At 26.7% G+C, this 23606-nt stretch carries 18 protein-coding genes and 1 pseudogene; 18 read left to right on the forward strand and 1 reads right to left on the reverse strand.

Annotation, left to right across the window (positions count from 1 at the left end; translation table 11 throughout):
- Window positions 1–35 precede the first annotated feature (35 nt).
- The 10 genes and pseudogenes from MTX53_RS04585 (at window position 36) to MTX53_RS04630 (ending at window position 14525) form a co-directional block, all read left to right on the forward strand.
- Window positions 36–2102 (forward strand): BglG family transcription antiterminator, encoded by a 2067-nt coding sequence (locus tag MTX53_RS04585; protein ID WP_244835046.1) that lies wholly within the window; start codon window positions 36–38, stop codon window positions 2100–2102.
- Window positions 2103–2181: 79 nt separating this feature from the next.
- Window positions 2182–2604 (forward strand): arsenate reductase ArsC, encoded by a 423-nt coding sequence (locus MTX53_RS04590; protein ID WP_244835048.1) that lies wholly within the window; start codon window positions 2182–2184, stop codon window positions 2602–2604.
- Window positions 2605–2764: 160 nt separating this feature from the next.
- Window positions 2765–5674, forward strand: a complete 2910-nt coding sequence (locus MTX53_RS04595; protein WP_244835049.1) for a DEAD/DEAH box helicase — start codon at window positions 2765–2767, stop codon at window positions 5672–5674.
- Window positions 5675–5751: 77 nt separating this feature from the next.
- Window positions 5752–6834: a PRK06851 family protein gene (locus MTX53_RS04600; protein WP_244835051.1), complete on the forward strand. Its 1083-nt coding sequence runs from the start codon at window positions 5752–5754 to the stop codon at window positions 6832–6834.
- Between the two features lie 132 nt (window positions 6835–6966).
- The gene (locus tag MTX53_RS04605) at window positions 6967–7704 is read left to right on the forward strand and encodes a pseudouridine synthase (RefSeq protein ID WP_244835053.1); all 738 of its coding nucleotides are present in this window, start codon (window positions 6967–6969) and stop codon (window positions 7702–7704) included.
- 248 nt (window positions 7705–7952) lie between these two features.
- Window positions 7953–9086, forward strand: a pseudogene (locus tag MTX53_RS04610) (SulP family inorganic anion transporter); the annotation flags it as partial.
- A gap of 296 nt (window positions 9087–9382) precedes the next feature.
- The gene (locus MTX53_RS04615; RefSeq protein WP_244835054.1) at window positions 9383–11164 is read left to right on the forward strand and encodes an ABC transporter ATP-binding protein; all 1782 of its coding nucleotides are present in this window, start codon (window positions 9383–9385) and stop codon (window positions 11162–11164) included.
- Window positions 11157–12902: an ABC transporter ATP-binding protein gene (locus MTX53_RS04620; protein WP_244835055.1), complete on the forward strand. Its 1746-nt coding sequence runs from the start codon at window positions 11157–11159 to the stop codon at window positions 12900–12902. Before MTX53_RS04615 ends, MTX53_RS04620 begins: the two co-directional genes overlap by 8 nt.
- A gap of 43 nt (window positions 12903–12945) precedes the next feature.
- On the forward strand, window positions 12946–13905 hold the full coding sequence (locus MTX53_RS04625) for a helix-turn-helix transcriptional regulator (RefSeq protein WP_244835056.1): 960 nt from the start codon (window positions 12946–12948) through the stop codon (window positions 13903–13905).
- A gap of 98 nt (window positions 13906–14003) precedes the next feature.
- Window positions 14004–14525 carry a phosphatase PAP2 family protein gene (locus MTX53_RS04630; RefSeq protein ID WP_244835057.1) on the forward strand — a complete coding sequence of 174 codons (522 nt, stop codon included), beginning with the start codon at window positions 14004–14006 and terminating at the stop codon, window positions 14523–14525.
- 93 nt (window positions 14526–14618) lie between these two features.
- On the opposite strand, the gene MTX53_RS04635 is transcribed toward MTX53_RS04630, so the two are convergent.
- A complete protein-coding gene (locus tag MTX53_RS04635; protein ID WP_244835058.1) occupies window positions 14619–16418 on the reverse strand; it encodes a heme NO-binding domain-containing protein in 1800 nt (599 codons plus the stop codon).
- A gap of 229 nt (window positions 16419–16647) precedes the next feature.
- Between MTX53_RS04635 and MTX53_RS04640 the strand changes: the two genes are divergently transcribed.
- The 8 genes from MTX53_RS04640 to MTX53_RS04675 all read left to right on the forward strand — a co-directional run bounded on the left by MTX53_RS04640 (window position 16648) and on the right by MTX53_RS04675 (window position 23522).
- A complete protein-coding gene (locus MTX53_RS04640) occupies window positions 16648–17388 on the forward strand; it encodes a hypothetical protein (RefSeq protein WP_244835060.1) in 741 nt (246 codons plus the stop codon).
- Window positions 17389–17605: 217 nt separating this feature from the next.
- A complete protein-coding gene (locus tag MTX53_RS04645) occupies window positions 17606–18115 on the forward strand; it encodes an AraC family transcriptional regulator (protein ID WP_244835062.1) in 510 nt (169 codons plus the stop codon).
- 90 nt (window positions 18116–18205) lie between these two features.
- A complete protein-coding gene (locus MTX53_RS04650) occupies window positions 18206–19552 on the forward strand; it encodes an MATE family efflux transporter (protein WP_244835063.1) in 1347 nt (448 codons plus the stop codon).
- Between the two features lie 131 nt (window positions 19553–19683).
- Window positions 19684–20172: a DUF6323 family protein gene (locus MTX53_RS04655; RefSeq protein WP_244835064.1), complete on the forward strand. Its 489-nt coding sequence runs from the start codon at window positions 19684–19686 to the stop codon at window positions 20170–20172.
- The gene (locus MTX53_RS04660; RefSeq protein ID WP_244835066.1) at window positions 20156–20731 is read left to right on the forward strand and encodes a DUF6179 domain-containing protein; all 576 of its coding nucleotides are present in this window, start codon (window positions 20156–20158) and stop codon (window positions 20729–20731) included. The genes MTX53_RS04655 and MTX53_RS04660 overlap by 17 nt, the downstream gene beginning before the upstream one ends.
- Window positions 20732–20934: 203 nt before the next feature.
- Window positions 20935–21468: a DUF6431 domain-containing protein gene (locus MTX53_RS04665; protein WP_244833335.1), complete on the forward strand. Its 534-nt coding sequence runs from the start codon at window positions 20935–20937 to the stop codon at window positions 21466–21468.
- A gap of 81 nt (window positions 21469–21549) precedes the next feature.
- Window positions 21550–22794, forward strand: coding sequence for a DDE-type integrase/transposase/recombinase (locus MTX53_RS04670; protein WP_244833926.1), 1245 nt, complete (start codon window positions 21550–21552; stop codon window positions 22792–22794).
- Window positions 22794–23522, forward strand: a complete 729-nt coding sequence (locus tag MTX53_RS04675; protein WP_244835068.1) for an AAA family ATPase — start codon at window positions 22794–22796, stop codon at window positions 23520–23522. The genes MTX53_RS04670 and MTX53_RS04675 overlap by 1 nt, the downstream gene beginning before the upstream one ends.
- Window positions 23523–23606 lie beyond the last annotated feature (84 nt).

The raw sequence follows: 23606 nt of genomic DNA on the forward strand, positions 1-23606 counted from the left end.
GTATTTTAAATCAGATACAAAAGGTGGATCAAAAGATGTTTAATAGAAGATGTTCAAATATTTTAGACATAATAATAGGTGTTAATAAACCAATAATGATAAATGAACTTGCTAAAAAAATAAATATAAGCTCAAGAACTATTAGATATGATTTAGATAAAATAGATGAATATTTAAAGGAAATAGGTTTTCCTAAACTTCAAAGAAAGCCTAATGTTGGAATAAGCTTAAACTTAAATGATCAAGAAATAAATAATTTGTTTAAAATTTTAGGAAAAATTAATACTTATGATTATATTTTTTCACAAAAAGAAAGAATTTTATATATGCTTTGTGAACTTTTAACACAAAATGATTTTATGACTATAAATAGTCTTTCAGATAAAATGATGGTTAGCAGAAATACTATAATAAACGATTTAAATGAAGCTAAAAAATGGATATTTGAAAATAAACTGGTGTTAGAAAGTTTGAAAGGACATGGTATAAGAGTTACAGGAAAGGAAATAGATTTAAGGAAAGCTACAACAATACTTTTGTTTCAAAGTATGGATCTATTTAAAAATAAAAATATTAGTACAGAAAAGCTTTTTAAAGATATAGACATTAATTTTATAAAAAACACTATTAAAGTTGCTGAAAATCAAATGGAAAGTTCGTTTTCTGATGAAGCATTTAATAATTTAGTTATTCATATAGCTATTGCTGTAAAAAGAATACAGCTTTCAAAAGACATAATAATGGATAAGGAAGAACTTAAAAATTTAAGAAAAACTGCAGAATTTGCAATTTCATCTGGAATAGCTAGAATGCTTGAAGAGAAATTTGAAATTTTAATTCCAGAAGATGAGATAGGGTATATAACAGTACATTTACTCGGGAGCAACATTGCATCATTAGAAACTGTAAATAAATATGATTGGATAAATGTACAGCTTATTACATCAACATTAATTGAAAATGTTCAAATCAAAAGTGGAATTAATTTTACTCAGGATAGTCATCTTTTTGAAGGACTTGTCCAACATATCAGACCAGTATTATATAGGCTAAAGCATAATCTTAAAGTAAAAAATCCATTAATAAATGAAATTAAAGAAAACTATTTTGATGTATTTGAGAATGTAAAAGAAAGTGTAAAATTTATTGAAGATAAAACTAACTCTAAAATAAATGATGAAGAAATAGGGTATATAACCCTTCATTTTATGGCATCTATTGAAAAGCTAAAAAATAAAAATCATAAAATATTAAATGTAATAGTTGTATGCTCTACTGGAATTGGTACATCAAAATTTGTTTCTATGAAATTAAAATCTATATTTGATATAAATATAATTGATACGGTATCAAGTCATGATTTAGAAAAAGCTCTAAAAAATAATGATAAAGTCGATTTAATTATAACAACTGTTCCACTAAATGTTACAAGTGTAAAATGTATAAAAGTAAATGCTTTTTTAACTGAAAAAAATATTAGCGATTTAAGTTTATTTTTTGCAGAAGTTACAAGAAGGAATGTAGATACAGAAGAAAACAAAATAAATGAAGTTTTAAATATTATAAGTGAAAATTGTACTATTAATAATTATGATAAGTTGAAAAGTGCACTTATCTCATATTTAAAATTAAATGATATAAAAAATTATAAACCACATTTAAAAGAACTTATAAATGTTAACTTTGTAAAAATAAATGGTAAATCAAAAACTTGGGAAAATGCCGTAAGAGAAAGCGGCCAGATATTAAAAAATAATGGATGTGTAAATAATAATTATATAGATGCAATGGTAGATACAGTTAAAAATGTAGGAGCATATATAGTTGTCCTAAAAGGTATAGCAATGCCTCATGCTATGCCAAGTGATGGAGCTTTAAAAACAGGAATTAGCATATTAGTTTTAAAAGAACCTGTATGTTTTGGTAGTGAAGAAAATGATCCAGTTAGAGTTGTTATTGGTTTATCAACTATAGATAAGATTAATCATGTGAATGCACTTAAGGATTTAATGAAAATAATAGAAAAAGAAGATTTTATACAAAAAATTATAAATGCAAAATCAGAAGAAGAAGTAGTAAATCTTATACTAGACAGAGATTAATGTAGGAATTATAATGATAAATAGTATCTAAATATGATGTGTATAAGGTAAAAGACAATTGAAAGGAGAGAAAAATGAAATGAAACCTAAAGTAGCATTTATATGTGTACACAATTCATGCAGATCACAGATGGCAGAAGCACTAGGAAAATTATTTGCAAAAGATGTTTTTGAATCTTACTCTGCTGGAACAGAAACAAAACCAAATATAAATAAGGATGCAGTAAGAATTATAAAAGAAATGTATGGAATTGATATGAATGAATCTCAAAAATCTAAACTTTTAAGCGATATACCTAAAATTGATATTGCTATAAAAATGGGATGTAATGTAGTATGTCCATATTTGCCAGCAAAATATACAGAGGATTGGGGCTTAGATGATCCAACTGGCAAAAGTGATGAAGAATTTAGAAATACAGCAATTATAATAGAAGAAAAAATTAAAAAACTAAAAGAAAAAATAGAAAAATGTGATTCAGATATGGAAAAAATATTTTAGCATATTAATGAATAATAATTTTGAAAGACATACATCATGTGATGGTATGTCTTTTTTTGATAAAATGATAAAAAATAGTATAATGTATATATTATTTTGGATTTAAAACCGTTAAATGGAAAAGATAAAACATAGTAACACTAAAACTTAGGAGGAAGCTATGGACGCATTATTTAATCAAACAAATACTGTACATGAAAAAGAAATTCAGACACAGAATATACATCATAAAGAAGTAGAAACTAAAGAATTTTTAATAAATAATAAACTTGTAGTTAATTCTGAAAGAGGAAATTTTTTAAATGAATTAAAAACATCTTTAAAGGAATGTAAAAAATTTTATTTTAGTGTTGCATTTATTAATTTTAGTGGGCTTCAGCTTTTATTAGACAGTTTTAAAGAGTTAGAGGATAAAGGAATTAAGGGCAGAATATTAACATCTACATATCTTAATTTTACTGAGCCTAAAGCATTAGAGAGAATTAATAAATTTAGTAATATTTCTTTAAAAGTTTTTGTAACTGATAAAGAAACGGGTTTTCACACTAAAGCTTATATATTTGAAAATACATATGAATATAAGATAATAATTGGATCTTCTAATATAACTCAACGTGCATTAAAAAGTAATATTGAATGGAATGTCAGAGTTATTTCTAAAAAGGAAGATAGTTTTGTAAAAGAAGTATTAGAAGAATATATAGAATTATGGCAAAAAACTTCAACTTTAACTTCAGAGTTTTTAGCGAAATATAGTGAGTTTATAAATGAAATTAAAAAAGCAGAAAAAAATAAAAGTATAGATTTTAGTGATTATCAAATAATAAAGCCTAATTGTATGCAAAGTGAAGCAATAAATAATTTAAATAAGCTAAGAGAATCTGGTGAGGATAGGGCTTTGGTTATTGCAGCTACAGGTACAGGTAAAACCTATATGTCAGCTTTTGATGTTATAAATTATAAACCTAAAAAAATGCTATTTTTAGTACATAGAGAAGAAATTTTAAAAAGTGCAGAAAAAACATTTAAAAAGTTAGCTAAAAATAAAAATAAGACCATGGGTTTTCTAACAGGAAATAGCAAAGATATTACAGCGGATTATTTATTTGCTACTATACAATCAATTAGTGTATGTTTTAAAAAATTTAATAGAGATGAATTTGAATATATTGTTATAGATGAAGCACACCATTTAGCAAGTCCATCTTATAAAAAAGTTATGGAATATTTTAAACCTAAATTTATTTTAGGAATGACCGCTACACCAGAGAGATGTGATAGTCAGAGGATATTTGATATTTTTAACAATAATATAGCTCTCGAAGTAAGATTAAGAGAAGCTTTAGAATTAAATCTTGTAATTCCTTTTCATTATTTTGGAATAACTGATTTTAAAGGTATAGATTTAAAAGGAGTTAATATTAATGACATAAAAGAAGTATCTAAAAGATTAAAGGTAAATGAAAGAGTTGATTTTATAATTGAAAAGATGAACTTTTATGGACAAGATGGAGATAAACGAAAATGTATAGGATTTTGTGCTGGAGTTGATCATGCTGAATATATGGCAAAAGAGTTTAATAAAAGAGGAATAGTCAGTGTATGTTTAACAGGACAAAATTCTCCTAAAGAAAGAGAAGATTATATTAGAAGATTAGAGTCTGATGATGATAATTTAGAAGTTATATTTACAGTAGATATTTTTAATGAAGGCGTGGACATACCATCTATTAACTTGGTTTTAATGCTTAGACCAACAAATTCTCTAATAGTATTTATTCAGCAATTAGGTAGAGGCTTAAGAAAGCATGAAAACAAATCATTTCTTACTGTTTTAGATTTTATAGGAAATCATAATAAGGCATTTTTAATTGCGATAGCTTTAAATGGTCAAAGATATTATGATAAAGATAGTTTAAAAGTAGCAGTTGCAACTGAGTTTAATAATATTAAAGGCTGCACTAATATTCAGATGGATAGGATTGCTCAGGAAAGAATATTAGAAGAGTTAGATGAAGAAAACTTTAATTCAATGAAATACTTAAAAGAAGAATATTTTGAATTTAAAAAAATGAATGGAAGGAAAGTACCATATTTTTTAATGGATTATATAAAATATGATGGTGCACCAGATCCATTAAAATTTTTAAATAAGGAAAAGACATATATTGGTTTTGTTGCAAGAATGGAAAAAGATGAAGAACTAGAAAAATTATTGCAAGATCAGATGTTTTTAAAAATAATTACAGAGCTTTCAAGTAAACTTCCCATAAAAAGAATATATGAATTTAGCATATTAAAGTATCTTTTAAATAATGATAGCATAAGTGTAGAAAAAGCTAAGATTGAAATATTAAAATATATTGATTATGTAGATGATCAAAGTGTTATTCATGCTATAAACTTTTTAAATGGTAATTATTATGATAAAGCTCAAATTAAAAATAATGTTAAATGTTTTGAATTGAAAAACGGAATATTAAGTATTACACTCAATTTTAAAAAGATAATACAAAATGAAAAATATAAGATTTATGTTGAAGATATTATAAATTACGCACTTATAAGGTATAAAAAGAAATTTGGAAGTAAATATTATGGTGTTCCATTTTTTAAATTATATACTCAGTATAAAATGATAGATGCAGCACTTTTGTCTAATTATACAAAAACACACAGTTCATTTAGAGGGCAGGGCCTTATAAGTAATGGAAAAGAGTATTTCTTATTTGTAGATTTACATAAAGAAAACAATATAAAAGAAAGTATAAATTATAAAGATAAATTTTTAGATAGAGAATATTTTGAGTGGCAAACTCCTAATAGTACATCTCAAAGTTCAGAAAGAGGAAAAAATATTATAAACAATAAAGATAGAAAAGTTAATCTGCATATCTTTATAAGAAAATATAAAAATATAGATGGTATAGTACAGCCTTATATTTATATAGGAAAAGGAGATGTAGTAGAGTATTTTGGTGAAAAACCTATAACTGTAAAAATAAAATTGCAAAATAAAATTCCTACAAGTTTATATGAAGATTTTACAAAAATAGTGACTGAAAAATAATATATTAAAGAACTTAGCAGTATATTTAAGCATACAATAAAAATGTATAAAAAATAATATGGAAGGATAATCACATAATGACTAAAAAACATTTCTTTGTTTGTGGTAATACAGCAAAAGGATTTCGTAATTTTTTTGAAAGCAATTTGCAACAGTTAAACAAGATTTTTATTCTTAAAGGTGGACCAGGTACAGGAAAATCTACTTTGATGAGAAAAATTGGTGAGGAATTAGAGGAATTATATGATGTTGAATATATACATTGTTCAGCAGATCCTGATTCTTTAGATGGTGTACTTATTCCTAAAATTGGTGTTGGAGTTGTTGACGGCACAGCACCTCATGTTATTGAACCTACAGCGCCAGGAGCTATTGAAGAATATGTAAATTTGGGAGAGGCTCTTGATTCAGATAAATTATCATCACATACAAAAGAGATTTTAAGTATTGAAAAGAATATAAAAAAGTGTTATAAGAAAGCTTATGAAGAATTTGCAAATGCGATTCAGGTTCATGATGAATGGGAAAAAATTTATATTAAAAATATGGATTTTGTAAAAGCAGATAAATTAACAGAAGATGTTAGTAAAAAGCTTTTAGGCTCAATTAAGTTAAATAAAGTAAGTTCTATTAAACATCGTTTCTTTGGTGGCTCTACACATAAAGGTCCTATGGATTTTGTAGAAAACATCACAGAAAATATAAAGAAACGCTATTTTATTAAAGGAAGACCTGGCTCTGGTAAATCAACTATGCTGAAAAAAATTCTTAAAGATGCTAAAGAGAAAGGCATTGATATGGAAGTTTATCATTGTGGTTTTGATCCAGATAGTTTAGACATGCTTCTTTTTCCAGAATTAAGTCTTTGTATTTTTGATAGTACAGCACCTCATGAATATTTTCCAAATAAAGATGGAGATTCTATTATTGATATGTATAGTGAACTTATAAAACCAAATACAGATGAAATTTATCAAAATGAGATTAATGATATAGTATCTAGATATAAAAAGTGCAATAGCATTGGAACTTCTAAACTTAAAGAAGCAAAAGATTATCACGACAAATTAGAAGATATTTATATTCAAAATACAGATTTTACAATAGTTAATGAAATATATAAAAAATTGCGTGAAAAAATTATAAAATATAATAAATGAATTATGGATATTTAAAATATTCTTATAAGTAAAAGGTGGTTTGATATTTAATTAAACTGCCTTTTATTTTTATAGCAGATTTTAATGATGTATAATAATATTACTAATTAAGACTTTTATGGAGGATAAAATATGAGGTTAGATAAATTTTTAGCAGAATCAGGTATCGGCACGAGAAGAAATGTTAGAAATTATATAAAAGATGAAATGGTAAAGGTTAATGGAGAAATTATTAGTGAACCAGCAATAGATATAAAAGAGAATACTGATGTTATTGAATATCTTGATAAAGAGGTTAAATATAAAGGAAAAGTATATTATATGTTCAATAAACCTAAGGGATGTATTACAGCAAGAACAGATAAAATACATAAAACTGTATTTGATTACTTTTATAAAGAGAACATGAATGGGATTTTTCATGTTGGAAGATTAGATAAAGATACAGAGGGACTATTGTTATTTACAAATGACGGTGAGTTTGAACATAATTTGATGAGCCCAGATAATCATGTTGAAAAAAAGTATTATTTTTCTGCACTAGGTTCATTAGATGAGAACGATATAAAAAAACTTGAAAATGGTGTTTTAATAATAAATAGTAAGGTATTAACAAAGCCAGCTAAAGTAGAGATTTTGAAAAATGAAGTATATGAAAATGATTCAGAAAATTATAAACAGAAGGTAGTTTCAGGCTATATTACGATTTCAGAAGGACGAAAACATCAAGTAAAGCGTATGCTTAAGGCAGTAGGTTGTTTTGTTGTATATTTAAAGAGAATTTCTATTGGCAATCTACTTTTAGATGAAACATTAAAAGAAGGAGAGTATAGATTTTTAACAGAAGATGAGATTAAAATGTTATCATAAGTAAGTTTGAATTACAGAATATAGGTAAATAGTTTTTTTATACTAATTATCTATATTTTTTAATTAAAATCAGAATATTCAGTAAAATATAATAAAACGTTTTCACTCAGTATTGCTTTTGTAATCATTAAAAGTAAAAAAATATACTTGAACTCAGATATTCATTTATATATAATCTAATCTTGATTGATGTGCGGAAAAGACTTTTTAGAAAAGAGTCATATAAATTTTAATTAAGAGGTGATTGTTTGAAAGAAATGTTAAAAAGAGAATGGTTTTCAAATGTTAAAGGAGATATTTTATCAGCAATTGTAGTAGCATTAGCACTTATTCCTGAAGCGATAGGATTTTCTATTATAGCAGGAGTTGATCCTATGATTGGATTATATGCTTCATTTTGTATGTCATTAGTAATTGCTTTTGCAGGTGGACGAGTAGGAATGATTTCAGCAGCAACTGGTTCTATGGCTTTAGTTATGGTTGGACTTTTAAAGGACTATGGCGTAGAGTATATGTTTGCAGCAACAGTATTAACAGGTATTATACAAATAATATTAGCAAGTTTAAAAGTAGGAAATTTAATCAAATTTATTCCAAAATCAGTTATGATAGGTTTTGTGAATTCTTTAGCAATTTTAATTTTTACAGCGCAGCTGCCTAGTTTTGCGGGAGAGTCTTGGAAGATGTATGCTATGGTAGCAGGTGGTCTTTTAATAATATACTTATTTCCTAAAATAAGTAAGGCAGTACCATCACCATTAATAGCAATTATTGTGATTAGTGCTATTTCTATTTTTACGAAAAGTGATGTAAGAACGGTTGGAGATATGGGACATATTTCAAATACATTACCAAAGTTTTTAATTGCGGATGTTCCATTAAATTTTGAGACATTAAAAATAATCTTTCCATATTCTATTTCACTTGCTTTTGTTGGCTTAATTGAATCATTATTAACAGCACAGATTGTAGATGAGATGACTGAGACTTCAAGCAATAAAACGAGGGAATGTTTTGGACAAGGAATTGGAAATATAGTTGTTGGATTTTTTGGAGGAATGGCAGGATGTGCTATGATTGGGCAGTCTGTAATTAATATTAAATCAGGTGGAAGAAAACGTCTTTCAACTTTTTTTGCTGGAATATTTTTAATGATTTTAATAATTATATTGAATAAATTAGTAGTACAGATTCCTTTAGCAGCATTGGTTTCTGTTATGATTATGGTTTCCATAGGTACATTTGATTGGAGCTCAATTAAAAAACTCAATGTAACATCTAAAAGTGATTCTTTTGTAATGATAGCAACTGTCTTAGTTGTTGTATTAACAGATAATCTTGCATTTGGAGTATTTTTAGGAACAATATTAAATAGAATTTTTACTTTAGTAAAATCTTCAAAGATAGAAGAGGCTTCTGGCTTAGATTAAGAAAATAAAAAGAGAATATAAATAATTAATAAAGCGGCAATAACAGTAGTTGTTGTCGCTTTATTGTTATATAAAAAATTCTTCTATTTTGTTTAATTTTATATTTTTGTCCTTTTGGAGCTAAAGCATCTATTTGGAGTCGAAAATAATACTGAAAATATTTATAATTTACCATGTTGATAAGTAATTGACAATTATAATCATTATCAATGAACTCATAAAAAAATAAAAACTAAGGGGGAATTATTTTGGATTCGAAAAAGAAAAGCTGGATAAAAATATTATTATCGCATGCTTCTCAGTGTAAAGGGAAAATGATATTTTCAGTTATATTTTCTATTATAAGTATTTTAAGCGGACTGATGCCTTATATATGTATATATAAAATACTTGGACTATTTATAGAAAATACAATTACAACAAATGGAATTATATTTTGGAGCTTAATTGCTTTTATTGGGTGTGCACTTAAGCAATTATTTTTTACGTTTTCAACAATGCTATCTCATATTAGTGCATACACAATATTAGAAACTATAAGAATAAAGATTGCAGATAAACTTGTAAAGGCACCACTTGGATCTGTTATGAGCAAAACAATTGGTGAATTAAAAAGTTTAATGTTAGATGAAGTAGAAGCTATAGAACCTCCACTAGCACATATGATACCAGAAGGAGCAGGAAATATAGTTCTGCCAATAGCTGTATGGATAACAGTTTTTATATTTGATTTTAGAATGGCTTTAGCATCAATTGTTACTATACCTATTACTCTTATTATATTTTCACAGTTAATGAAAGATTATGATAAAAATTATACAACATATATGAAATATAAAAATCATGTAAATAGTGTAATGGTTGAATATATAGAAGGAATAGAGGTTGTTAAAGCATTTGGACAAACTGGTAAGATATATGGAAAATATTCTGATGCAGTATATGAATTTAAAAATCATACATTAAGCTGGTTAAAGAATACATGGGTTGGTATGAAATTAGCATTTGCAGTTGCACCATCTACACTTATAGGAACTCTTCCAATAGGATTATTATTATACTCAAAAGGTATTTTAAATCCAGCAGAGGTTAGTGTGTGCATTATGTTATCTATTGGAATGGTTAGTTCTCTTGCAAGGTTAGAGGTATTTGGAGAATCAATAAGAAAAATGGCCTATACTTTAATAAAAACAAATGATTTATTAGAGATGCCAGAATTAGAAGAGAGTACAGAGTATAAGAAAATAAATAAATATGATGTAAAAATTGACAACATACATTTTTCATATACAGGTAAGAAATCAGAACAAGTAATTAATGGAATAGATTTGAATTTAAAACAGGGATTATTTACAGCATTAGTAGGACCATCAGGTAGTGGTAAATCAACTGTAGCAAAACTCATTGCAAGATTTTTTGATGTTGATTCTGGAAAAATTACTATAGGAGGAATAAATATAAAAGAAATACCATTAAAAGAACTTTCTAAAATAGTAAGTTTCGTAACTCAAGATAATTTCTTATTTAATTGTTCCTTAAAAGAAAACATACGATTAGGAAATCCAAAAGCAACTGATGAGGAAGTATATAAAGCAGCAAAGATGGCACAATGTGATGAATTTGTTAAAAAGTTAGCAAATGGATATGATACAAATGCAGGAGATGCAGGAAAGCAGTTATCAGGAGGAGAAAAACAACGTATTGCTATTGCTCGTGTGATGCTTAAGAATTCTCCAATAATAATACTAGATGAGGCGACTGCATTTACGGATCCTGAAAATGAAGAAAAACTTCAAAAATCAATTTCAGCACTTACAAAAGGGAAAACATTATTAGTTATTGCTCATAGATTATCAACTATTCAAAATGCAGATCAGATTGTTATTGTAAAAGACGGAAAAATTGTTGATAAAGGAAAACAAGATGAACTTTTAAGAAAATCTCCATTATATTTACGTATGTGGAAGAGTCATATTGGTGCAAAATCATGGGCTATATCAGATGAGAAAGGGGATATTCAAAATGTATAGAACACTAAAAAGAATTATAAATTGGTGCGGAGAATATAAAAAACAACTTTATTTGGGATTCATTTTTACTGTTTTATCTTCTTGGTTTTCTGCAGCACCAATAATGATAGCAGCGTATACACTTGGAATGATAGTAAAAGATGCTAGAGGAATAGAAACCTTTAATACATCATGGATAATTTATTCATTATTACTCGTTATATTATTTGTGCTTTTAAGGTTTTTATTTGACTATCTGCGTGCTAAAAAACAAGAAGTAATAGGATATGAAATGGCAGCTAAAGATAGAATAGAAGTTGGCGATATAATGAAAAGAGTACCTCTTGGGTATTTTGCTACAAAGGGTACAGGAGATATATTAAATGCAATTACAACAGGTTTAGAGCAGCTTGAAAATATGGGAATAAGAATGATAGATACAATGGTTGGTGGATATTTAAATATAGCAATCATGACTATTTTCCTTGCATTTTTTAGTCCTTTAATAGCAGCTATTGTGTTATGTGGTATATTACTTTCTTTAGTATTTTTAAAGAAAGTTTCAAGGTATGGTGAGAAAAATGGAGAAGTTTTACTAAAGACAAATGATGAAATATCAAATGCTGTAATTGAATATATAAGGGGACTTCCTGTAGTAAAATCTTTTGGACAAGAAGGAGTTTCAATAAAATCATTAAGAAAAGCTTGCAATAAGAGTAAAAAAATAAATGTAAAAATAGAGCTTAATCATGTACCTAATGCATCTATGCACAAACTTATGTTAGATATATCATCAATAGGGATTATCTTTGCAGCATCTTATTTAAAAATAACTGGTAAAATGGATTTTTCAACAATGATTATGTTTTTACTATTTTCATTTTATATATTCTTAGGAATAAAACCTATAAGTGATTCAGCACATGTTATGGGTATTATAGACAATGCACTTAATAGCATAGAGGATATAAAAAATGCTAAATTTGTAGATCAAGGTGGAGAAGATATTAAATTAAATAATTATGATATTGAGTTTAAAAATGTTACATTTGGTTACGATAAGAGAACAATATTACACAATGTTTCATTAAAAATACCAGAGCATACTACAACAGCCATAGTTGGACCATCAGGAAGTGGTAAAAGTACAATATGCAATTTAATAGCGAGATTTTACAATATAAATAGTGGAGAAATACTTATAGGTGGACAGAATATAAATGATTTTACATGTGATAGTTTGTTAAAAAATATTTCAATGGTATTTCAAAATGTATATTTATTTCATGATACAATTAGAAAAAATATAGCATTTGGAAGACCAGAAGCTACAGATGAAGAAATAAAAGAAGCAGCTAAAAAAGCTAGGTGTCATGATTTTATAATGAAACTTCCAAATGGATATGATACTATAATAGGAGAAGGTGGATCATCATTATCTGGTGGTGAGAAACAGAGAATATCTATAGCAAGAGCTATTCTTAAAGATTCTCCAGTGATAATATTAGATGAAGCTACTGCAAGTGTCGATCCAGAAAATGAACATTTGATTCAGGAAGCTATAAGTTCACTTACAAAAGGTAAAACAATAATAACTATAGCTCATAGATTATCAACTATACAAAATGCAAATCAAATACTTGTTGTTAATGATGGAAAAATATCTGAAAGAGGAACTCACGAGCAGCTTATAAAACAGCCAGGTATTTATAGAAAGTTTATAGAAATTAGAGAATCAGCAGAGGGATGGAAGATATAATTTTTATATTAAATATTAATATTATAAATAAAGGAGTGAAAGCGTGGTACCTACAAGTATAGAAAAATCTATTTATGGTAGTTTGGTAGAGGTTGAAAAAAGATCTGAAAATTATGATGTATATAATATGTCTAAAGGTGGAATAGTTACAAGCTATCATATTATGAATGGAATAGATGTTATATATAATGATATGCATGTACAGTCTACTTCTGTAGATTTAAAACCACCTGAAGGATATTTTGAAATAAATCATTGTTTTGAAGGAAAAATTGAATGTGAATTTACTGATGGTGAATGCACATATCTTTCTAAAAATGATTTATGCATAAATATAAAAAATGGAAACTGTAAACAATCGTATTTCCCAATTGGATATTATTATGGAATAACAATATCAATAGAAATAGATAAAGCACAAAAAGAAATAAATAAATTTTTTAATGATAATTCAATAGATCTAAACAAAATAATTAAAAAATTTTGTCAAAAAAATAGTAATGAAGTTTATATTATGCGAGAAAATGAATCGATAAAGCATATATTTTCAGAACTATATTCAGTTTGTGATAAGATAAAAATAAATTACTGCAAAATAAAGGTACTAGAAATATTAATGTTTTTATCAGTTACTAATCAGCCAGTAAAAGAAAAAAGATTTTATTTTTCTAAATCTAATGTAGAAAAAGTAAAAAAAATTAAAAATTTAATTACACAGAATGTAGAACATAAGTATACTTTAAAGAATCTTTCTAAAGAGTATAATATTTCGCTTACAATAATGAAAATATGCTTTAAAGAAATGTTTGGAATAACTATACATTCTTATATAAGAGAATGTAGAATACAAAAGGCTGCAAGTCTTTTAATGAAAACAGATCGTAATATTTTAGATATAGCAAATTGCGTTGGGTATATAAATGGAAGTAAATTTGCATCTGCTTTTAAAGATATAATAGGAATATCGCCAAAAGAATATAGAAAAAATAATATTAATATTTAAAATGTTTTTTCATTCACTTTATTAAAGTATAATTAACAATAAATTAAACTGATTTTAAAGATAAACGTATAAAATATAGCTAAAGGGGAGGATTATATATGAGTGTATTAAATTCCATACAAAATAGAGATAAAGATTTACTTAAAAAAATTAATTTATCATTAAATTGCAAATTTTTAGATATTATTATGGTTATGGCGAGTTATTTAGTATCAAAAACTTCTTTAGTTATAATTGGTTTATTTCTTCAATTAGTAGGAGATAAATATCTTTCTTTAATGGTATTAAAATGTATAATCGCACTAATATTAAGTACAGTAGCTGCTCAAATAATAAAAAGGTGTGTAAGTAGAATCAGACCATTTTTAACTATGAATGATCTTAATATAAAGAAAATAGGAATAGATAAATATTCATTTCCATCTGGACACACAACAACAGCCTTTACTGTTGCTATTATGGTATCATTATTTTATCCAAATCTAACCTTCTGTGTAATGCAGTTAGCGGCTCTTGTTGGAATATCTAGAATGTATTTAGGAGTACATTATCCAACAGATGTATTAGCTGGAGCTTTTTTAGGAAGTTTAACTTCATTATTAGTATTTAATATAATATAACTTTTAGTAAAATAAAAATAGACTATAGCACTAAAATTTCTAGTGTTATAGTCTATTTTTTATTAAGAGAAAGATAAGCTTGCTTGTCCTTCTTTATATTTTATATTTTCTTAAATCATCTTTAAATTGAGATGTTATTCCTTTAAAGTCATGTATATTTGTTATAAGCTTCTTAATCTCATTAGTATAACTTGATACACTAGCACTTACTTCTTCTGAAGATGCTGAATTTTCTTCTGCTATAGCGGCTAGAGATTCTATAGTACCATAAATATTTGATATAGAATCAGTTTCTTTATTAAGCTCATTTATAGTTTTTATCATTGATGAAGAAACAGTTTGAACGGAATTAGTGGCTTCATAGCTTACATCTCTAACATTTTCAAGACCTTTTGTTTCTGTCTGAAGCACATTATATTGAGAACCAATTTTGTCTACTAAGCCTTTTATTTCTTCTGTAAATTTTACAAGGTTTGAATTTATTTCTTTTACAGCTCCTTTAGATTGCTCTGCAAGAGTTCTTACTTCTTCTGCAACTACTGCGAATCCTTTACCTTGTTCTCCAGCACGAGCGGCTTCAATAGAAGCATTTAAAGCTAGAAGATTAGTCTGCTCTGAAATTCCAGATACTATAGATACTATGTTAGTAATATCTTTTGCTTTATCTTGAAGTTTTAAACCGGTATCTTTAACTTCTTGGAATTTTTCAAGGATATCTAATATATTCTTGCTTGTAGCATTTACAGTTTCATAGCTGTTGTTAATTTTCTTCATTGCTTTTTCAAGTTCTGATTTATTACAATTTTCACTGTTAACTATATTTTTAAGATTTCTAATATTATCATTTAATACAGTAACGGCTGTTTCAGTGTTTTGAGCTTGATCTACTGCAGAATTTGCAACTTGTTCTACAACGTTTGATATATCGGTTGATGTGTTATTCATAGATGTAGAAATAGTATTTATTTTATCTACAAATGTGTTCATTTCATCTGTAACGCCTTTAAATCCAACAAAATCTTTTTTTACTGCTTTTTTATGATTTTTTAATATGTTATATATATCTTCAAAGAAATCACCTGTCTTAATGTCACCATCTTCAACAAAATCACTTTCTAGTATTTTTGTTAAGTTTTCTTTTATAATTGAATTTGGCATCATAAGTATTGATGTTGATATATAAGAAGCTAAAGATGCAATTATAGATACTATAATTGATTTAACTATGTTTTCTGTCCCAAGTATTGGAATAAAAGTTAGCAGAGAAACTATAAGAGTGAATATTCCTGTCTTTGCTCCTATGCTTTTTATAAATCCGAAAGAAAGTAATTTATTAAATTTATAAACTTTCTTATAGTAAATATCTTTTTCAAATGTAAATTTGAGCTTTAAATATCCTTTATCTTTTTCAAGTTCTTTTAATTCTACTTTTTCATTAAAGAATTTAGCTCCTCCTGAAATTAAGCCCTGTAAGTAATCAAACATACCTCGCTTTGATCTGTATTCAAAGATTGCTTCTCTAGGTGATATTGCATTAATAGTTATAAGTGGTGGTTTTGCTCCAGCAAATTTCTTAGTCATAACTACATGAACATCAAACATTGCCTTTAAAAAAGAATAAAAATTTTCATGCTCAAAAAATGCTGGAAAATCATGATGGAATGCTAAGATATTATCTTCACCTATTTCCCTCCATAATTTTTTCAGGTCTATATTAGTTAAACTAGATATTTTAGATATAGCTTGTTTAACTTTTTCATCATCGATATTTTCAGCTGGAGAAAATATTTTATCAGCTCCCCAACCTACAGAATCCATTGCTTTTTCTACACAATCATTACCATGGAGCTTTTTACAAGTTTTCATCCATGTAGCAACTACAGTCCCTTTCATTGATAAATCCTCCTAATCTAATATTTTTTAAAACTATCTTTAGTTATTTTTCACTTTATATTTTTCCATATAAATAATTATACAGCATCACAAATTTTACTTCAATGGGATATATATGGTAATAGATTAATTAATAATTAGAGATAATTTGTGATAATTACAGAATAATTCCAGTAATTAATTGTAAAATATAATATAATTTATAATTATGAAAAAGAGGGTGCAGAAAATGAGTAGGTTTAAAAAAAATTTACACAGCAAGAAAAAGAGAAATATAACAATAGGAGTATGTTTATCTGTAATATTAGCAGTAGTAACTGCTGTTGCAGCTTCTATAAAAGAAAATAATAAAATAACAGATACTGATTTAAAAAAAGAGGAAAATAAAAAAGAACTTAACGACATAAAAACCAATATAAAAATGGAAAAGACTAATAAAATTGATGAAAATAAAAAAACTGATGATAAAAAGACTATGGACAAAAAGATAGAAAATATATCAAGTAAGTCTGTCGACGACAGTAAAGACGTTACTGAAAATAAAAAACAATCAACTAATATTAAAACAAATGAGCCTGAAAAAGAAGTAAATAAAGGTAAAGAGAGTACATTTAAAAGTGAAAAGTTAGGATTTTCTATTACTTTTCCAGAAAGCTTTGAAAACAAATATATAGTAGAAGAAACAGATGATGGGATAAATGTTTATTATAAATTAGAAGATAAACTATTTCCAGATGAAGGATTTTTATTTACAATAAAAAATAAGGATAAACTTGAATTTACATTTGAGCAGTCTTATAATTCTATTGGCACATTTAAGGAATTTAAAGCTAAAGGGATAACTTATATTATAGGAGGTCCACTAGATGTTCATATAAGTGAAGAGCGTTCTAAAAGTGAATTGAATATGTACAGCAGTATGATGAAAGAGCGCTATATTGTTTTAAATACTTTAAAAGAAATAAATTAATTAAATATACCTTTCAAAAGATGATTTATGTATAAATGTTAAAAATGAAAATTGTGTTGGCTCATATTTCCCAGTTGGATATTATTATGGAATAACAATATGTATAGAAATAAATAAAGCACAAAAGGAAATAGATAATTTTTTTAAAGATAGTTCGATAGATTTAAGAAAGTTAATCGAAAAATATTGCACAAAAAATAGTAATGAGATTTATGTTATGAGAGAAAATGAGTCTATAGGACATATATTTTCAGAATTATATTTAGTTCCAAATAAGATAAAAATAAATTATTGTAAAATAAAGACAGTAGAAGTATTAATGTTTTTATGGTCTCTTAATGAACCAATAAAAGAAAAAAGACTATATTTTTCTAGATACAATGTAGAAAAAGTAAAAAAGATTAAAGAACTAATAATAGCTAATATAGATCATAAATATACTTTAAATCAGCTTTCTAAAAAGTATAACATTTCACTTACAATAATGAAAATATGTTTTAAAGAAATGTTTGGAATGAGTATATATTCATATATAAGACATCATAGAATAGGGAAGGCTGCAAATCTTTTATTGAAAACAGAACGTAGTATTTTAGATATAGCAAATAGCGTTGGATATATTAATGCAAGTAAATTTGCAGCCGCATTTAAAAATATAACAGGAATATCTCCTAACGAGTATAGAAAAAATAATATAAAAATGTCTAAATGGATTATAAAAATCTAAAATGGAGCAGAAATTTAAAAGCTTAGACGATATAATAACACTGAGTTAGATAAAGCTAACTAAATGTTTTAAATGAGAAAGGAGAATAACATGAAGAACAAAAGAGAGGAACTTTTAAAAGAATCTCTTCTAAGACTTATGTTTAAGCTTTGTACTCCAGCAATTATAGGAATGATTGTTATAGGGTTATATTCGTTTATGGATGGAGTTTATGCTGGACAATTGATAAATGAAAAAACAATGGGGGCAATAGCAATAGCATATCCACTTACACTATTAAATTCAGGGATATCTACTTTGATTGGAATAGGCTCAGCCTCTGTTTTATCTAGAGCTATTGGAGAAAAAAATCAAAAAGTAATAGATAAGATAATGGGAAATTTAATTGCGTCAGTATTGCTATTTTCAACTATAATTATGCTTGTTGGAGTTATTTTTACTAAACAATTATTACAAATTAGTGGAGCTGAGGGAGAAATCTTAAATCTAGGAGTAAGGTATTTAAGAATTGTTTTTCTAGGATCCATATTTGTAAATTTTGCTCAAAGTGCAAATATGATTATGCGTGGTGAAGGACTTATGAAAAAAGCTATGATCATAATGGGTTTTGGTGCAATATTAAACATAATTTTAGACCCTATATTAATTTTGGCATTTAAAAGCAGAGGAATAGAGGGAGCTGCGGTTGCAACTGTAACTTCTCAAATAATCCAAGCTATTGTTACATTAGTTTATTTTTTAAAAAAGAGTAGAGATGTTAGAATTCACAAAATTATTTTAGATAAAAGCATACAATCTCAAGTATTTTCAGTTGGAATTTCAGCAATGATGATGCAAGTTTTAACTATGGTTCAACAAACTTTGCTATATAGAATGGCGTTTTGTTATGGAGATACTAATCAAGTAATTCTAATGGGGGCATCACTTCGAATTCAAGCATTTTCATTTATTCCATTATGGGGAATGGCACAAGGGTTACAACCTTTAGTAGGAACAAATTATGGTGCTAAATTTTATACAAGAGTAAAAAAAGCAACAAATGTATTCATTTTTGGGGCTACTGTATTAGCATTGATATTTTGGGTACCACTAGAGTTATTTACAAAACAAGCACTGGGATTATTTATTACAAACCCTAGTATTGTATTAAAAGGAATAACTAATTTTAGAATTTTTTACGGAGTATTTTGGCTATATGGAATGATGATTATAATGATTACTTTCTTCCAATCAATAGGTAGCGCAAAGAATGCAGGTATTCTTGTATTGTTTAGACAAATTATAATATTTGTACCATTAATTATAATATTGCCAAGAATTTTTGGAGTATCAGCAGTATGGTTTACACAACCATTAGTAGATTTAATGGTAATTTTATTAGGATTTGTATTATTAATTAAGGAATATAATAAAATGAATAAATGTTTTTTAAAATAAAGAAATATTGACAAAAAAATAAGGTCATGCTACAATCAAATTTGCAGCATGACCTTATTTTATATATACTACTTTTACTATATCACATTTTTAAAATAAAGTCAATACTTTTTGAAAGGAAGTTTTGAAAAATGAAAAATTCTATTGAATTATTTGAAAAAAATCTACTGGGTAAACAGACATTTGAGGACATTATTAAGTGTAATGAATTTACTAAAGAGTATAGATTAAGTCTTTGCGAAAAAGATGTTAAAGAAATTATTAAAACAAGAAATGAGTCACTTCAAAAAAGTGGGAGAATAGAATTTAATGGTCAAATAATAAGTAAAATAATTAAAGAATTTTGTGATTCACCGTATATATCTCAAGATAATTACAGCGATACAATAAATGAATTTGTAGAGATCTTTTATAATTATAAGAATGAAACATTAGATTATATAACTGATGATGAGCTGATAGAAATTATGAAAGATAAAGTTGATAACTACTGCCAGGGCTCACTAGAACTTTTGGAAGGAAAGGCATTATATAAAATAGCTGAAAATATAAGAAATGGTTTTAAAGACTATACAAATATTGAAGGAAAAGGACTGGTAGATAGTGAAAAGAAATATTGAAAAATATAATTGTCATATAGACAACAAATTAATATATAAAAATTTTTTTAAATATGTATTATTAAGCGGTTACAGTGATGGACTTTTGGATGATAGTATTTTAAATAAAATATCTTATGAGAGGATAGAACTTTTAAAAAAGAAATTAACATATTACACAAAAGATGAAAGCAGTTCGATTATGGTAGAAAAAGCTGAAGATATGTTACACTCTATTGATTATACAATAGGTATTTATTTAAAAACTTTTGACACTTTAGAGTTAGTAGCAGATGAAGTTAAGAATAATACTTTAGAAAATATGTTGCAAAATGGATATGAACTTATTAAAAATAAAGAATTAGAATGCATGAATTTATATAGCAGTATTAAAAAAAATAAACTAAGTGTTAATAATTATTCTTATAATGATACTATAGATTATGGACTTTCTCCATTTTTTGAGAAATATGATTATTTTTTTGCAGCTCATGAAAACCCATGTTCAATAGATTATCAGCTTTATTTTGATAGTATGAAATTTATAGGCATTGAATATATGTATAACTATTTATTATAGAATAGCATTTTATATGATGTTAAAAAATTTAAATATCTTCAAAATAAATAAAGAGCAAGCATTATTTGCATGACTAAATTTTAGTCAAAGTATTTAATGCTTGCCTTTTTTAGTATATTATTATTTTATATTATTCTTAGAAAGGAAAAAAGCAGAGCAACACCACCGACCAAAGTTTTGTTGCTCTGCTAACCATAAATTCTATGATAACTAATATTTATGATACAAAAATCATATCTAATTTAGATTCAAAAATCAAGTCATTAACGCAAAAATCCTATGATAAATTTATTAAAGACATAGATTTTCACAAACTTACTTGTTCCTGCGGAAGGTCCGGGCAGCTTGTAAAGCATGGTTATTACAAGAGAACTGTTAAAAACAGTGATGGCAAGATATCTATAACAATTCTTAGAGCAAAGTGTACATGTTGCAATAAAACTCATGCTATATTTCCAGAGTGTATTGTACCTTATTCTCAAATTCTTTTATGTGATCATATTTCAATTATTAATGCTTATAATTCCAAAGCTTCTTTTGAACCCATTATGATAGCTAATGAATTTATCGATGAAAGCAATATTTTTTATATAATAAAACAATATCTAGAGCATTGGAAGGAACGTATTACTTCATTTAAAATTTCATTAGATTTAAGTATTTCAAAGCAATGTTTAAAAAACTTTAAAAGACAATTTATGCAAATTAAATGCATCAATAATATTTTATTTTCGTAAAACCACATAACTTAGTTTTACTGTTAATTTATGTAGATATAAGCTTATATTGTAATAAAACAAAGGAGGCTTTTTCAAAATATGGACGAAAAAACTAGAAAAGAAATAGCACTTTTCAGGTACGGAATCTTGGCTCCTCTGATAAGTGGTACTTATGATGAAAATAAAAGTGTTAAACAATTTTTCCGAGATGCCGCAGGCAAAGTATATCAGACTCCAGATGGTGAAGATACTAAGGTAGCTGCTGCTACTCTTGAACGTTGGTATTACAATTACAAGAATAAGGGCTTTGAGGCACTCATACCTGTAAAACGATGCGACACTGGAAGAACACGTAAATTAGATTCTGATATTACAGAACAGATTAAATATTTAAAACAAGAATATCCAAGAATCCCAGCAACACTTATCTATCAAAAGCTTATTAACAATGGAACTATTGTTAAAGGAGATATTTCACTTTCAACAATTAATAGGTATGTTAATGTTCTTAAGCTTGAGAATAAATATTCTAAAAATAAAGATATGAAAAGATATGAGCGTGCTCATATAAATGAAGTATGGTGTGGTGACAGCAGCGTTGGACCTTATTTGAAGGTAGATGGTAAAAAGAAACGCGTTTACATAATAGCACTTATTGATGATGCTTCAAGATACATAACAGGAATAGATGTATTTTTTAATGATAATTTTGTAAATCTTATGTCTGTTTTAAAATCTGCTGTTACACGATTCGGGAAACCTAAAATCTTAAACTTTGATAATGGTGCTTCATATAAGAACAAGCAAATGGAACTTTTAGCAGCTAGAATAGGTACAACTATTAGTTATTGTGCACCCTATACCCCACAATCAAAAGCTAAAATTGAAAGGTGGTTTCGTACATTAAAAGATCAATGGATGTCCCAGCTTAATATGAATGATTTTAATAATTTAGATGAACTTAGGATAAGCCTTATTTCATATGTTAATAGCTATAATCAGCATATACATTCTTCTCTAGATGGACTATCTCCACAGGACAGGTTTTTCAAGGAATCTCACATGATTAAAAGGCTTACAGATGAACAAATTGAAACTTCCTTTTTACTTGAATATGAAAGAAGAGTATCAGCCGATAACGTAGTTATGATAGATGAAACAGAATATGAAGTTGATTATAGATACTCAAAACAAAGAATAACCCTAAGATATTCACCTGATTTAAGCAAAATTTATGTAGTTGATAAAAACACTTCTGAACTTACAGAAATAAAGCTTTTAAATAAGCATGATAATTCTGTTATAAAAAGGGAAAAAATAAAACTTACTGGAGGTCAAGAATAATGGATTATATAAGTAGATATGGAATGGATTTTAATCCGTTTATAAAAAATTCTAAGGAAATAGTAGTAGAAACTTCTGACTATAAAGAAGTTATTTGTAGACTTAATTATTTACTTAATAATAAAGGTTTCGGAATCCTGACCGGAGGTCCAGGGCGAGGTAAAACTACAATAATAAGAAACTGGTCTAATAGCCTTAATTCATCACTTTATAAAGTTATTTATAGTTCCCTTTCTACACTTACTGTTGCAGAATTTTATAAAAATATGGCTGCCCAGCTTGGACTAGAGCCAATGTGCAGAAAAATTGATAATTTCAAAATTATCCAAAATGAAATAACTAGATATTCAGTTGAAAAACGTATAACTCCTGTAATAATTATTGATGAAGCTAATTATGTAAGTAATGGAATACTTAATGATTTAAAAATGCTTTTTAATTTTGACATGGATTCAAGAGATCGTGCAATAGTACTTCTTGTGGGGCTTCCTCAGTTAAATAATACCATGAGGCTAGTTGCTAATGAGCCTTTAAGACAACGTATAACAATGAATTATAATTTAGATAATCTCACAAAATCAGAAACTAAAGACTATATATTAGCAAAGCTTACTGGTGCTAAATGTAATACTGATATTTTTGATGATACCGCTCTTGAAGCAATTGCTAACGCTTCGAACGGACAATGTCGTCAACTTAGTAGATTAAGCTATGCAAAAATAAATTGAAAGAAATCATTTTTGATGTCTATTTTAATTTATCTTAAAAAATGGTACACTAAATAAATCCACTGGATAAAGTGAATTTTAAAT

The organism is Clostridium sp. BJN0001 (assembly GCF_022869825.1).
Taxonomy (GTDB): Bacteria; Bacillota; Clostridia; order Clostridiales; family Clostridiaceae; genus Clostridium.

Excerpts from the sequence above, each read along its gene's own strand:
- MTX53_RS04640 (WP_244835060.1), top strand. The coding sequence starts at position 16,648 with ATGAGTAGGTTTAAAAAAAATTTACACAGCAAGAAAAAGAGAAATATA.
- MTX53_RS04585 (WP_244835046.1), top strand. The coding sequence starts at position 36 with ATGTTTAATAGAAGATGTTCAAATATTTTAGACATAATAATAGGTGTT.
- MTX53_RS04630 (WP_244835057.1), top strand. The coding sequence starts at position 14,004 with ATGAGTGTATTAAATTCCATACAAAATAGAGATAAAGATTTACTTAAA.
- MTX53_RS04655 (WP_244835064.1), top strand. The coding sequence starts at position 19,684 with ATGAAAAATTCTATTGAATTATTTGAAAAAAATCTACTGGGTAAACAG.
- MTX53_RS04650 (WP_244835063.1), top strand. The coding sequence starts at position 18,206 with ATGAAGAACAAAAGAGAGGAACTTTTAAAAGAATCTCTTCTAAGACTT.
- MTX53_RS04670 (WP_244833926.1), top strand. The coding sequence starts at position 21,550 with ATGGACGAAAAAACTAGAAAAGAAATAGCACTTTTCAGGTACGGAATC.
- MTX53_RS04590 (WP_244835048.1), top strand. The coding sequence starts at position 2,182 with ATGAAACCTAAAGTAGCATTTATATGTGTACACAATTCATGCAGATCA.
- MTX53_RS04620 (WP_244835055.1), top strand. The coding sequence starts at position 11,157 with ATGTATAGAACACTAAAAAGAATTATAAATTGGTGCGGAGAATATAAA.
- MTX53_RS04665 (WP_244833335.1), top strand. The coding sequence starts at position 20,935 with ATGATAACTAATATTTATGATACAAAAATCATATCTAATTTAGATTCA.
- MTX53_RS04595 (WP_244835049.1), top strand. The coding sequence starts at position 2,765 with ATGGACGCATTATTTAATCAAACAAATACTGTACATGAAAAAGAAATT.
- MTX53_RS04605 (WP_244835053.1), top strand. The coding sequence starts at position 6,967 with ATGAGGTTAGATAAATTTTTAGCAGAATCAGGTATCGGCACGAGAAGA.
- MTX53_RS04600 (WP_244835051.1), top strand. The coding sequence starts at position 5,752 with ATGACTAAAAAACATTTCTTTGTTTGTGGTAATACAGCAAAAGGATTT.
- MTX53_RS04675 (WP_244835068.1), top strand. The coding sequence starts at position 22,794 with ATGGATTATATAAGTAGATATGGAATGGATTTTAATCCGTTTATAAAA.
- MTX53_RS04645 (WP_244835062.1), top strand. The coding sequence starts at position 17,606 with ATGAGAGAAAATGAGTCTATAGGACATATATTTTCAGAATTATATTTA.
- MTX53_RS04635 (WP_244835058.1), bottom strand. The coding sequence starts at position 16,418 with ATGAAAGGGACTGTAGTTGCTACATGGATGAAAACTTGTAAAAAGCTC.